At 62.9% G+C, this 12685-nt stretch carries 12 protein-coding genes and 2 pseudogenes; 13 read left to right on the top strand and 1 reads right to left on the bottom strand.

What is annotated here, in order from left to right; translation table 11 throughout:
* Positions 1–131: 131 nt before the first annotated feature.
* The 6 genes from ACVIIW_RS02850 (at position 132) to ACVIIW_RS02825 (ending at position 8257) form a co-directional block, all read left to right on the top strand.
* Entirely contained in the window at positions 132–4445 is a 4314-nt protein-coding gene (locus ACVIIW_RS02850; protein WP_456699350.1) for a strawberry notch-like NTP hydrolase domain-containing protein, read from the top strand.
* Positions 4445–5506, top strand: a complete 1062-nt coding sequence (locus ACVIIW_RS02845; protein WP_456699349.1) for a DUF7146 domain-containing protein — start codon at positions 4445–4447, stop codon at positions 5504–5506. The genes ACVIIW_RS02850 and ACVIIW_RS02845 overlap by 1 nt, the downstream gene beginning before the upstream one ends.
* Positions 5507–5844: 338 nt before the next feature.
* Complete coding sequence (locus tag ACVIIW_RS02840) at positions 5845–6768, top strand: DUF2493 domain-containing protein (protein ID WP_456699348.1); 924 nt, start codon at positions 5845–5847, stop codon at positions 6766–6768.
* 140 nt (positions 6769–6908) lie between these two features.
* Positions 6909–7358 carry a hypothetical protein gene (locus tag ACVIIW_RS02835; RefSeq protein ID WP_456699347.1) on the top strand — a complete coding sequence of 150 codons (450 nt, stop codon included), beginning with the start codon at positions 6909–6911 and terminating at the stop codon, positions 7356–7358.
* 90 nt (positions 7359–7448) lie between these two features.
* Positions 7449–7748, top strand: a complete 300-nt coding sequence (locus ACVIIW_RS02830) for a hypothetical protein (protein WP_456699346.1) — start codon at positions 7449–7451, stop codon at positions 7746–7748.
* A 188-nt stretch (positions 7749–7936) separates the two neighbouring features.
* Positions 7937–8257, top strand: coding sequence for a DUF736 domain-containing protein (locus ACVIIW_RS02825; RefSeq protein ID WP_456699345.1), 321 nt, complete (start codon positions 7937–7939; stop codon positions 8255–8257).
* A gap of 103 nt (positions 8258–8360) precedes the next feature.
* On the opposite strand, the pseudogene ACVIIW_RS02820 reads toward ACVIIW_RS02825, so the two are convergent.
* Positions 8361–8605: pseudogene (locus ACVIIW_RS02820) on the bottom strand (helix-turn-helix domain-containing protein).
* Positions 8606–8751: 146 nt separating this feature from the next.
* Here ACVIIW_RS02820 and ACVIIW_RS02815 point away from each other — a divergent pair.
* From ACVIIW_RS02815 to ACVIIW_RS02785, 7 genes and pseudogenes are all read left to right on the top strand, one after another.
* Positions 8752–9025 (top strand): annotated as a pseudogene (locus ACVIIW_RS02815) (DUF2285 domain-containing protein).
* Between the two features lie 165 nt (positions 9026–9190).
* On the top strand, positions 9191–9385 hold the full coding sequence (locus ACVIIW_RS02810; RefSeq protein ID WP_456699344.1) for a transcriptional regulator domain-containing protein: 195 nt from the start codon (positions 9191–9193) through the stop codon (positions 9383–9385).
* Positions 9386–9521: 136 nt separating this feature from the next.
* Positions 9522–9962 (top strand): DUF2285 domain-containing protein, encoded by a 441-nt coding sequence (locus ACVIIW_RS02805; RefSeq protein WP_456699343.1) that lies wholly within the window; start codon positions 9522–9524, stop codon positions 9960–9962.
* 133 nt (positions 9963–10095) lie between these two features.
* Entirely contained in the window at positions 10096–10377 is a 282-nt protein-coding gene (locus ACVIIW_RS02800) for a helix-turn-helix transcriptional regulator (protein WP_008561544.1), read from the top strand.
* Positions 10378–10399: 22 nt separating this feature from the next.
* Positions 10400–11281, top strand: a complete 882-nt coding sequence (locus ACVIIW_RS02795; protein WP_456699342.1) for a replication initiator protein A — start codon at positions 10400–10402, stop codon at positions 11279–11281.
* 289 nt (positions 11282–11570) lie between these two features.
* A complete protein-coding gene (locus ACVIIW_RS02790; RefSeq protein ID WP_456699341.1) occupies positions 11571–12035 on the top strand; it encodes a DUF2840 domain-containing protein in 465 nt (154 codons plus the stop codon).
* Positions 12032–12544, top strand: coding sequence for a S26 family signal peptidase (locus ACVIIW_RS02785; RefSeq protein WP_456699340.1), 513 nt, complete (start codon positions 12032–12034; stop codon positions 12542–12544). The genes ACVIIW_RS02790 and ACVIIW_RS02785 overlap by 4 nt, the downstream gene beginning before the upstream one ends.
* Positions 12545–12685: the final 141 nt, after the last annotated feature.

Raw genomic sequence — 12685 nt, 5'->3', positions numbered from 1 at the left:
CAGCGCTGGTCCCCATTCTTATTGGCGAGGGCTCAGAGGGAGAGGCAGGCCGGGAAAGGTTTGAGCCGTCGGGATCAGAGGAGAGCGCCTGATGGTTCGACCCGTTCCTTCTCTCCGAAAGAAATCCTGCCATGACCGAATCTCTCGCCGGCGGCGCTGCCGCCGCGCCCCTCTCGATGCGTGCCGCTGCAAGTCTCACCTCCGCTGCTGTCAGGGCCGCGCGACAGCTCTTGACCGATCTCGAACGGGGCCGTCGCATTGATGCCGCTGCCCTGCGTTGCGCCATGGAGGCTGCCTTCGGCGCCTCGGATGCAGCCGGGGTCTGGAACTGGAAGACCGCCTATGACGTCTGCGAGGCGGCAACCGTTCTGTTCCTTCGCAAGTTCGGCCCGGCCATGCGGGCCAAGGCTGGTTCGACGGCCGCCATGCTGCCGATGATCGTGCGAGTAGCTGGCCTTCTGCCGACACATACGCGGCGGTCCGAGGACGGCCAGGCATATCAGCAATTCTCGACGCCGATCCCGCTCGGGCTTGCCGCATGCACCGCAGCCGGAATTACGTCTGCCGATCGCGTTCTGGAGCCATCCGCGGGGACAGGCCTGCTCGCCGTCTTTGCAGAGCTCGCCGGCGGCGCCTTGGCATTGAACGAGTTGGCCGATGCCCGCTCGGAGCTGCTCGGCCATCTCTTCGCCAACGTTCAGGTCACGCGGTTCGACGCCGCGCAGATCGATGACCACCTCGATGCGAGTGTCACACCTAGCGTCGTCCTGATGAACCCGCCGTTCTCCGCGGTAGCGAATGTCGATCGACGGATGGCGGATGCGGCTCTCCGCCACGTCGCTTCGGCGCTCGCGCGTCTTTGCGACGGTGGACGCCTCGTTGCTATTGCCGGCGCAAGCTTCGCGCCGGACAATCCGGCATGGCGAGATGCCTTCGTTCGCCTCCAGGAACGCGGACGGGTGGTGTTTTGTGCGGCGATCGACGGCGCCGTCTACGCCAAGCATGGCACTCAGACGGATACCAGGCTGCTTGTGATCGACAAGCTGCCCGCTGCCGATCCGACCGCTTTTCCCGCCTCGCCAGGCATGGCGGGTGATGTCGCTACCTTGCTTGGCTGGGTGAACCTGCATGTGCCTCCAAGGCTGCCCGTCGCCGCGCCATCAGAGATCGTTGGTATTGGGCGGCCAGCGATGTCGCGATCGGCCAGCGCCATTGCACCACGCATATCGTCCACTTCGAGAGACGCCGCGCCAGTAGGCGCAGAACTGATCTACGAGACGGTCGAATGGTCCCCGCCGGAAGGTGCCCGGCTCACCGATGCGCTCTATGAAGAATACGGATTGCAGTCGATCCGCATTCCCGGATCGTGCGCACATCCGACCAAGCTCGTGCAGTCCGCGGCGATGGCGTCCGTTGCGCCACCGAAGCCATCCTATCGTCCGCACCTGCCGGCCAATGTCATGGTGGACGGAGTTCTGTCGGATGCCCAGCTCGAGAGCGTGATCTATGCCGGCGAAGCGCATTCCGAATTCCTGGCAGGCTCCTGGACGGTCGACACGACCTTTGATGTTGTGGCCGCCGCGCGCGACGACGCGGAAAATGCCTTCCGCTTTCGCCGCGGCTGGTTCTTGGGCGATGGCACCGGGGCGGGCAAGGGGCGGCAGGTCGCGGGGATCCTGCTCGACAACTGGCTCAAGGGCCGTCGTCGTGCGGTCTGGATCAGCAAGTCCGACAAGCTGATTGAGGACGCGCAGCGCGATTGGTCCGCGCTTGGCATGGAGCGGCTGCTTGTTACGCCCTTGTCTCGGTTTCGCCAGGGCACCCCGATCCGGCTCTCGGAAGGCATCCTTTTTACCACCTACGCCACGCTACGGACCGACGAGCGTGGCGAAAAGCTTTCGCGTGTCAGGCAGATCGTCGAATGGTTGGGTTCGGACTTCGACGGAGTGATTGTCTTCGACGAGAGCCATGCCATGCAGAATGCGGTCGGGGGCAAAGGCGAGCGCGGTGAACAGGCTGCATCTCAGCAGGGACGTGCGGGCCTGCGGCTCCAGCACGCGCTGCCGAATGCCCGCGTAATTTATGTGTCGGCGACGGGTGCCACCACGGTCCACAACCTGGCTTATGCCCAACGCCTCGGCCTTTGGGGCGGCGCTGACTTCCCGTTCGCCACCCGTGCCGAGTTCGTCGAAGCGATCGAGGAAGGTGGGGTCGCGGCCATGGAGGTGCTGGCGCGCGACCTCAAGGCGCTCGGTCTCTACGCAGCCCGCTCGCTCTCGTACGAGGGCGTCGAGTACGATCTCGTTGAGCACCAGCTGACGCCGGAGCAGGTTCGCATCTACGATGCCTATGCCGGTGCGTTTAGCGTCATCCATAATAACCTCGATGCGGCGATGCGAGCCGCCAACATCACCGGCGCAACGGGAACGCTGAACGGGCAAGCCAATTCTGCGGCACGCTCCGCTTTCGAAAGCGCCAAGCAGCGCTTCTTCGGCCACCTCCTGACTTCGATGAAGACCCCGTCGCTGATCCGTTCGATCGAGCACGATCTTGAGGCTGGACACACGGCAGTCATCCAGATCGTGTCGACGGGCGAGGCGCTAATGGAGCGCCGGCTCGCTGAGATCCCGACTGAAGAGTGGGGCGACGTCCAGGTCGACATCACACCGCGCGAGTATGTCCTCGACTATCTCGCCCACTCCTTTCCGGTCCAGCTCTACGAGCCCTTCACCGACTCGGAGGGCAACCTCTGCTCCCGGCCTGTCTATCGCGACGGCCAGCCGGTCGAGAGCCGGGAAGCCGTCGCACGACGCGACCGCCTCATCGAGAAGCTTGCATCACTACCGCCGGTACCTGGGGCACTGGATCAGGTCATCCAGCGCTTCGGCACCGAACTGGTCGCCGAGGTGACGGGCCGCTCGCGCCGCATCGTTCGCAAGGGCGACCGGCTGGTGGTCGAAAATCGAGCCGGTTCAGCCAACCTCGCCGAGACCTCGGCTTTCATGGATGACGTCAAGCGCATCCTCGTGTTCTCCGACGCGGGCGGCACGGGGAGGAGCTACCATGCCGAACTGTCGGCTCGGAATCGGCGGTTGCGCGTGCATTACCTGCTCGAGCCCGGTTGGAAGGCCGATGCTGCGATTCAAGGGCTTGGCCGCACCAACCGGACCAATCAAGCGCAGCCACCGTTGTTTCGTCCGATTGCGACAGACGTGAAGGCCGAAAAGCGCTTTCTCAGCACCATTGCCCGCCGGCTCGATACGTTGGGAGCCATTACGCGCGGCCAACGTCAGACCGGAGGACAGGGCCTGTTCCGGCCCGAGGACAATCTCGAAAGCCAGTACGGACGTGATGCGTTGCGTCAGCTCTACACGCTGCTCGCGCGAGGCAAGGTCGACGGCTGCTCGCTTGGGAGGTTCGAGGATGCGACCGGTCTGAATGCCAATGGGCTCAGGGATGACCTACCGCCGATCACGACCTTTCTGAACAGGTTATTGGCGCTCACCATCGACCTACAGAATGTGCTGTTCACCGCCTTCGAGCAGCTCTTGACCGCTCGGATCGAAGGCGCGGTTGCATCCGGCACCTACGACGTGGGGTTGGAAACCCTCCGTGCCGAGAGCTTCGTCGTCACCGACCGGCGGACGATCTATGACCATCCGGGGACCGGCGCCGAGACCCGGCTGCTCACGGTCGTCCAGCGCCAGCGCAATCATCCGGTGAGTCTGGATGACGCTCTTGCTCGTCTTTCCGATCGTCGGGCCGTCCTGCTCGTCAATGAGCGCTCGGGACGAGCCGCCGTGCAGGTCCCCGCGGCGAGCGTCATGCTCGATGACGGCGCGATCGAGCGGCGCGTCCGTCTGATCCGGCCGATGGATCAGCACACGGTCCCCTTGACCACTATGGCCGAAAGTCATTGGGGCGAAGCGGATCGTGAACGCTTTGCCTCGACCTGGCTGGCGGAGCTTGCCGAGCTGCCCGAGTTCACGGAAAGCACGATCCACGTCGTGGCGGGCTTGCTGCTACCGATCTGGAAGCGGCTACCGAACGATTCGACCCGCGTCTATCGGCTTCAGACCGATACAGGCGAACGCGTCATCGGCCGCAGGGTTTCGGCCGCGTGGGTCGCAAACGTCGTTACGACGGACGCACCCTCGCTGACGCCGGACGCTGCCTTTGCTGCACTGATGGAAGGACGGACCGTCCTCGAGCTCGCAGAGGGCCTTCAGCTTCGCCGCGTCCGGGTGATGGGTGCACATCGCATCGAGCTGTCGGGATTCAATGACACGATGCGCGATCGTCTCCGTGCTTATGGTCTGTTTGGAGAGATCATCTCCTGGAAGCTGCGCATGTTCGTGCCCACGGACGCGAGCGGCATCGAGGTCCTGTCGAGGGTGCTCGACACCTATCCGGTTACGGGCGTAAGTGAGCGGGAGGCCGCGTGATGTCCGGCGATGTCTCCGAGCTGGCACGTCGCCTCGCGCGCGAGGCCGAGGCGGTGTGCCGACACTATCTCCCCAATGGTAAGCGAGCGGGGCGCTACTGGGTGGTCGGCGACGTCCACAACACCCCGGGTCGCTCGTTGTTCGTGCGGCTGCACGAATCGCCGAAGGGCCCCGCCGGCAAGTGGACCGATGCCGCGACCGGGGAACATGGCGATCTCCTTGACATCATCCGCGAAAGCCTTGCCTTGCGAGACTTCCGCGAAGTCGCCGAGGAGGCGAGGCGCTTTCTGAAGCTGCCTCGTTCTGAGGAGCAATCACTCCCGAGACCCGTTCGTCCAGTCGTGCCGGCCGGATCGCAAGAAGCCGCCCGTCGACTTTTTGCGATGTCCGGCCCGATCGAAGGGACGTTGGTGGAAACGTATTTGCAGCGTCGTGGAATAAGCCAAGTCCACCATGGTGGTAGCGTGCGCTTCCACCCGCGTTGCTACTACCGACCGGACGAGCATTTGCCGACTGAAACCTGGCCGGCGATGATAGGCTCTGTCACGGACCTCGAGGGACGGATCACCGGCGTGCATCGCACCTGGCTAGATCCACACGGCTTTGATCGCGTGCGGCTCGGCAAGGCCCCGATTGATACGCCACGCCGGGCCATGGGCGACCTGCTCGGCAATGCCGTTCGCTTTGGCGTGGTGGACGACGTGCTCGCTGCCGGCGAGGGTCTGGAGACCATGCTGTCGCTGCGCTACGTGCTGCCGACGTTGCCGATGGCGGCCGCGCTTTCGGCTAATCACCTCGCAGCCATGTTGCTGCCGTCTGGCCTGCGTCGGCTCTATATCGCCCGCGATGACGATGCTGCCGGAGATGCCGTACAGGCGATTCTCATCCAGCGCGCGGAAGAGGTCGGCGTTGAAGCGATCCCGCTGTCGCCCCGGCTGGGGGACTTCAACGAAGATCTGCACATCTTCGGCCTTGATACCCTGCGAGCAGCGTTGCGGCTTCAACTTGTCCCGGAGGACGTCATCCGCTTCCTGCATTCGTCGACGGTGGCTGCGGAATAGCTTGGCGTGTTCGATCGGCGTCACTAGGTCGGTCAAAGCGAGGCCGATGCCGGAAGAGCACGCGACCACGGCCTTCTAGAGGGCGATCGGACGACAGGCGGTCAGGGCCGGCAATGGCTGCGACCGGCTATTTTCCGCCGCGCACCGGCGATGAGAAGACATATTAGTCACGTTATCGGCGCGCTTTGCATCGCGAAGCAAAATAGCCGGCCTCCGCCATCCTCCGCTGCGCTTCGGCCCTCCGCTCTGCTCCGGGTTCTGGCTCGTTCCGCCTGCCGTCTGAGTGATCGCCACGAAGGCCGCGATGGTCGCGGCCGATCCGGCAAAGGATCGCCTCCATGACCGACCACGATGACATCGAACCGCCGCACGCCGCATCTGCGACCGAACACGTTCTTACCGAATTGCAGCTCTTCGGTTACCGCCCCTTCGACGACCAGCCCGATCCGCGGCCGCTTCCCGAGGGCAGGATCATTACCGGTGCTGTCGCTGACATCTTCGACGCCCTGGTCGCCACGTTGAGCGACACGCGGCTCGAGCCGGACCTCGACGATCTGCTCTGGTCGACTGTCAACCTGTTCCATCGTGCCGTCGACCGCATCGGTCGCCAACTCGACGACAACGAACAGGCGCAACAGAAGAGTCAGCGCGAGCAGGACGGTTCCGAAGTTCGATCCGTCGAACTCGAGCGCATCACGGCGGAAGGCATCACACTGATTGAGCGCCGCAACTGCCTGGAGCTCTTCCGCGACCAGGCCATAGAGCGCTTCGAGACTCACACCGGCTCATTCTGGCGTCCCCGATCTGGATCACTGGTGAACCATCGCATGCTGACCGCAGCGATGATTGACTCTCGCGACTTCATCGCCGCCAAGCGTCGTGCCGAGACCGAGGTCATGCTGCCCGCTGGGCCGAAGATCGCACTCACCGGAGGGCTCGACTTCAATGACCACCATCTCATCTGGGATCGTCTCGACAAGGTTCACGCCAAGCATCCGGACATGGTCCTGCTCCATGGCGGGTCCCCCAAGGGGGCCGAACTGATCGCCTGCAAATGGGCGACCACTCGCAAAGTGCCGCAAATCGCTTTCAAGCCCGACTGGACGAAGCACGCCAAGGCCGCACCATTCAAGCGCAACGACGCCATGCTCGAACTCCTACCGATCGGCGTCATGCACTTCCCGGGTACGGGAATCCAGGACAACCTCGCCGACAAGGCGAAACGGCTCGGCATCCCTGTCTGGATGTTCGGCGGCGCGTGAGCGCCGTCTGCTCGACTGAAGTCTTTGAGGCGAAGTTGCTCACGCCGCAACTCCGCCTCGTTTCGGTCTCATATCCAGGGATGCGCCGTGGTGGTGGTGGAAGGCGCGACTGGTAGATCTATGCACATGGAGCCACCACCATGCTCGCACTTGGGCCTGTTCTCAACACACTCGGCATCGGCTTGTTCTGCTGGGCGATCTTTGCGCTCGCTGTGTATGCCCTGCCGTTTTACGTCGCACTGAGTATCGGGATGATGACGTTTCAGAGCGGTGCCGGCCTTATTGGCGCGCTGCTCGTCGCAACGGCCGGCGGTGCGCTGACGCTCGTCCTCGGCCAGGTCGCCTTTGCTGCTACTCGGTCCTCCGCCTTTCGCGTCGCGATCGCCACAGCATTCTCTGCTCCCGCCGCCGTCGCCGGCTATCACATGGTGTTCGCCGTGTCGCAGATCGGAGTGCCATCGCTGGCTTGGCGTGAGGTCTTCGCTTGCCTCGGCGCAGTTTGCATTGGCCTTTCGTCATGGACGCGCTTGATGGTTTTGACGAAGTCCCGCCCGTTAGAGTCGGGTGGGGTGGTGGAGAACTTGTCCTAACCGGTTCTTACGACCGTAAGCCTCGAAAGATGATCGTTTCCCGCCTTCATCATCGAACAGGTACGCGCAGATCGGCGCGGTGAACGGGGGATGGATCGAAGCCTGGCGCGGGCGAGGCAGGCCTCCTCTGAACCCCTCGATCAAGCTGCCGGTATCCGGCCTGGCCCACGCATCCGCGGCGGAGACGCGTTAACCTCGATCGGTCCTTGGAAGCGATGCCGCCTTTTGCAGGAGATTGTTTCTCTTTCCCCGCTGAAGCGTTCCGACCTCTTGTTCGTCAAAACCGAGATAGCCACGCTTCTCCGTAAGATTGTGGTTCAGCACGCGGACGCACATGGCCTCGTTGATGGCTTGATCTGGCCGAAGACCGGCTTCGCCTCGATCGTCTGAGCCGCAACGCCGTTGATGCGACTTTCTTCCCCTGGGCTTCGCCCATTCCTCGCGAGACAAGAAAGTCGCCACAACGACGTCCTCCGCTGCGCTCCGGCCCGAGCGGGTGCGTCGCCGATCGTCCTCGGCCCTAGATCGCCATCGAGGCCGCGGTGGTCGCGGGCTCGAAACACAACAGGAGAAGTGACATGGCTAACATCGGTTCTTTCAAGAAGGTCGGTAACGAATTCCAGGGCGAGATCGTGACCCTGAGCCTGAAGGCCAAGGGCGTCCGCATCCTCGCCGAGACCAACCGATCCAACGACAACGCTCCCAGCCACCGCATCTATGTGGGTCGCGCGGAGATCGGCGCGGCCTGGTCGAAGCGCTCCGAAGAGGGCCGGGACTACCTCTCGCTCAAGCTCGATGACCCCTCGTTCAACGCGCCGATCTACGCCAACCTGTTCGACGACGAAGGCGGTGAAGGCTACACCCTGCTCTGGTCGCGGCCGCGCAAGACCGGCGAGTAAGAGCGCCCCACCAAGCCCCGTCCGGTCCGCCGGGCGGGGCTTCCCATCCTTCAGGCGTCAAGTGAGCGCGAACCGGCCGCCGGATCGAGCGGCTCGGCATCAATCACTCGGCCTGCCCCCGCGTCCTTTTCTTGGCGCTTGTGGGCGGGCGAGTGAGCAGGTCGGCTGCCTCGACGCCCAGACTGCGCGCGAGCCGATCGACAACGTCGATACCCGCCGCATAAACGCTTCGCTCGAGTGCGCTGATATAAGTGCGGTCAATTTCAGCACGATGAGCCAATTCCTCCTGTGACAAACCGCCTGCCGGAGCTTCCGCAAATTGATTGCAAGTATCTCGCGTATATCGATACGCGAGAGGGCATGTCCTTGAAGAGTATTTCACCACGGAGTATTCTCGACAAAACACCCTCCGGACGGCTCCCGCGATAGTTTTAACGCTTCTGCTCCTTCCGGCCCGCGTGTTAGAAATTGTCTAATCTAAGGCGTGGAGTCTTATGAGGAAGCCGCCGCTCGACCCAGACGTCGCCGATGCTGCGCCTGCAGATCAAATTCTCACTGCCTACGATGAGCGGCATGTGGTGGCCTACATGCGCCTCCTGCAGGCCGAAAGCGAAGGGGCTGACTGGATGGAAGTCGCTCGAAATCGTGCTGCATATCGATCCGGTGCGAGAGCCGGATCGTGCGCGGCGCGCATATCAGAGCCACCTTGCGCGCGCCAAATGGTTGACGGAGCAAGGGCGCCTCTTACGAGGCACCGGCTCGAAATAGAACAAGACTACCGGCTGGCGACTTGCAGGCAGAACTATTTTCTTTTGCTGATCGGTGGTCATTCCGGTGCACCACGTGGTGCCAAACTAGGGGCTTCCTACAACCGCTTCGTTCATACCTATTGCGCCGCAATCGTTGTTAGCTGTGCGCAATGGGACGGAAGCAATGCCTGAATTCGACTGGCGGTCGCCGGATTCCTACAAGAGCCTACAAGACGCCGAAATCACCGATATCGCCTGGGAATGTCTCCGTCGTAACGGGGACTATCGACGCGAGTACGAAGCGATGATCGCAAGCAGCCCAGATGGTACAGTGACCGGGGAATTCAGGAGGAGGTGGGGCCTCTGCTTTCGCCCATGACCCGCAGAGGTCCTTCGACGAGCAGACGATCTTTTGGGCGCCTGAGGTTCTAGCGGCGGTCGTTCCGGTCAAGGTTGCCTGGGCCGCCGATCGCAGTTCAGCGTCTCAGCCGCTCCTTGACCTTGCAGCAGGTCAGGTGCGCCGCGCTGTCGACGGCTGGCATGCCGTGCTGCGCATCGGTGCGGTAGATCACCGCGTCTGGTCCAAAGAGCCGCCGGTGCTCGGCTCGACATACGCAGCCGAGCTGCCGTTTGATGGCGATTTCGACGCGCGAGCGTATGCAGCCCGCCGGCTGTGGCGCGCGATGAATGGACGCGCGCCAGGTCCGGCATTTCATCACTTATCTAAACAGCGACGCGAACGCCTGAGCGCCGCGATCCGCGCGCTTGATGCGCATAGCGCCGGTGGGAGCTATCGCGTTATCGCCGAAGCGCTCTTCAGCAAAAAGCGCATCCCCGATCGCGCCTGGAAGACGCATGATCTGCGCAATCGAACGGTCCGCTTGGTGCAAGGCGGCCTTGCGTTGATGCGCGGCGGTTACCGCAAACTCCTGCGGCCCGGGCGCAAAGACGAGTAGCGCAGTCCCCAGGGGGTGCCGAAAATCATACCCCCAACATTCGGCATCCCCCTCCGAGATCCTGCTCCACCATGATGACCGCACACACGCCGGCCTAGCCAGGTGTAGTGCGCTGTCCTCCTGGAGTTCTCAAATGCCCGATCCGATGGCCGGTCTTCCCCCGCGATTCCTGCGCACACCTGAGGCCGCGCGCTATCTTGGCCTGTCCGGCCGCACGCTGGAGAAGCACCGCACCTACGGTACTGGGCCCACGTATCGGAAGATCGGCGGACGTGTTGTCTACGCCGTCGATGATCTGAAAGCGTGGGCCGACCGCGGCGCCAAGACGTCGACATCGGATCCCGGCAAGGGGACCGTGCTGCCCGCCAAGAAGCATCCGGCCCTGCGTCCCTATGCAGGTCAGGAACGTCGCTAATAGCCGCGTGAGAGCAGTGACCATGCGGCGCAGTCATCATTCCGAGCGCCACCAGCTTGAGCTCTTTCGTGCTTTGCCCGGGGATCTCGCGCCCCGCGATGCGCAGGATCTGATGGCTTATCCGTTCTTTTCGCTCGCCAAAACAAAGCGAATCGTGCCGATCGATTTCCGTGCCGGTGCGATCGCTATTCGTGTCGAAGCTGTGCCGGAACACGGCATGGCGACCATCTGGGATGCAGACGTTCTGATCTGGGCTGCGTCCCAGATCGTCGAAGCCCGTGACGCCGGCTTGAAGACGTCGCGCCTGATGGCTGCAACGCCTTACGAGATTCTGACGTTCGTCGGCCGCGGCACCAGCGCACGTGACTATGACCGACTGAAGGCGGGTCTCGACAGACTTCAGTCAACGACCGTGCTGACGTCGATCCGCCAGCCGACAGAACGGCGACGGCAGCGCTTCTCCTGGATCAACGAGTGGAAGGAGACGGCCGATGCAAACGGTCGTCCATTTGGGATCGAACTGATCCTGCCGGATTGGTTCTACGCGGGCGTCATCGATGACGCGCTCGTGCTGACGATCGACCGCGCCTATTTCGAGCTGACGGGCGGACTTGAGCGGTGGCTCTACCGGCTCGTGCGCAAGCATGGTGGGCGCCAGGATGACGGTTGGAGTTTTGATCTTGTGCACCTTCATGCCAAGTCCGGCATCATTTCACCGCTCAAGCACTTTGCTTACGACGTGCGTCAGATCGTCCAGTGCCAGGCATTGCCCGGCTATCAGCTCGTGCTGACGCGCGATCCCAACGGTACCGAGCGGCTGAACTTCGCACCTGCGCCTGTTCATCCCTTAACGGCACGCCTGCGCCGGCGCGGACTCGTTTCAAATTCGGAGGACAACCTGTGAATCAGCTCGTGCTATCGGGGACCGCAACCCTCGTGCTATCGGGGACCCGATCCTCGTGCTATCGGGGACCGGAATCGGACTTAAGCGCTTGTTTCTCCGCGCTTTCCCGCCGCTCTAACTTTACTAACCGGAAATCCTTCGGATTTCTTCTAACGGACCAGGCCGAAAGCCACCTTGGCGGCGCTCGGCAACGGCAGTCCGATAGGCCAGCCTGCCTTTGCACGCCATACACACTCTCCACCGAGCCCCAAGCTCACGGTTACCAGCTCCAGCGTCAGGGAGCCGCCGCATGAGCGATCTCACGGAAGTGGAAGTGTTGTGGCTCGAGAAGCGAATCGAAAACCGCATTCGGTTCGGTCGTATCGTCAACGAACGGAAGCTTGATCGCCACCGGCGTGTCCTGTCATTCGCGCCCGGCAGCATCTTTGCCTTCGTCCGATGGACCTCCAATGACTTTGGCACCATCATTTCGCGGATCGACATCTTGCGCGCGGTCGCACCGGGACAGCGCTGCTCGACTGTCCCTTATGTGACACCCGGCGGAGAGATTTTGCTGCGTCTGTCCGGCTGGCCGAAGGTCGAGCGCGTGCTACAGATGGTCGACGCCGTTGAGGCGTTCGGTATCGATCCAGCTGATGTCGCGCCTGATCATTGGCATCACGTTCATAACCGCCTGTCCGTCAATGAAAACCCACGCCCGTATACGAAAGCCCGCCACCAGGCCTGGCTTCACCGGCAGAGGGTCATGCGATGACAGGCCGCCCAATGATGCTGGCCGTGACGTTTGGGGTCGCTTCCGCGCTCATCGTGACGATCGTCCTGGAGCCGCTTCCGCTTTACATCTGGAACGCATCCGCGAGCGTGCCGATCGGTCTCTACCGCCTCCGACCGGCTGACCAATTCCAAGTCACTGAATTGGTCGCCGTTCAGCCGCCGGAGCCGCTTGCGACCTTCCTCGATTTGAACGGCTATCTGCCTTTCGGCGTCCCCATGCTGAAGCGCGTGCTTGCCCTTCCCGGGCAGACCGTTTGCAGAACGGACCTCACGATTTCGGTCGACGACATCGCAGTGGGCGAGGCGAAGGATCACGACAGACGAGGCCGGCCGCTGCCGAAATGGCAGGGCTGCCGCGTCGTCGGTGACGGCGAGCTGTTTCTGATGAACTGGCAGTCCGACGACTCCTTGGATGGCCGATATTTTGGATTCTTGCCTGCGTCGGCGGTGATCGGCCGTGCGCTGCCCGTGTGGACGTGGGAGGAGTGATCGTGCGTGTTCCACGCTCTTATCCCGCCATTTCTCTGTTCGATCGATCGCGGGACCATTCCTCCGTCCCGACCAACGCTAGCAGCGCCGGCGCGCGCCGCGGCAGTCCACGGCTGCCGCATGGCCGACGCGAAGCCGCTT

The organism is Bradyrhizobium sp. USDA 4449, from assembly GCF_054056275.1.
Note: the sequence above shows the minus strand (reverse complement) of the source record. Positions and strands in the feature narration are given on the sequence as shown.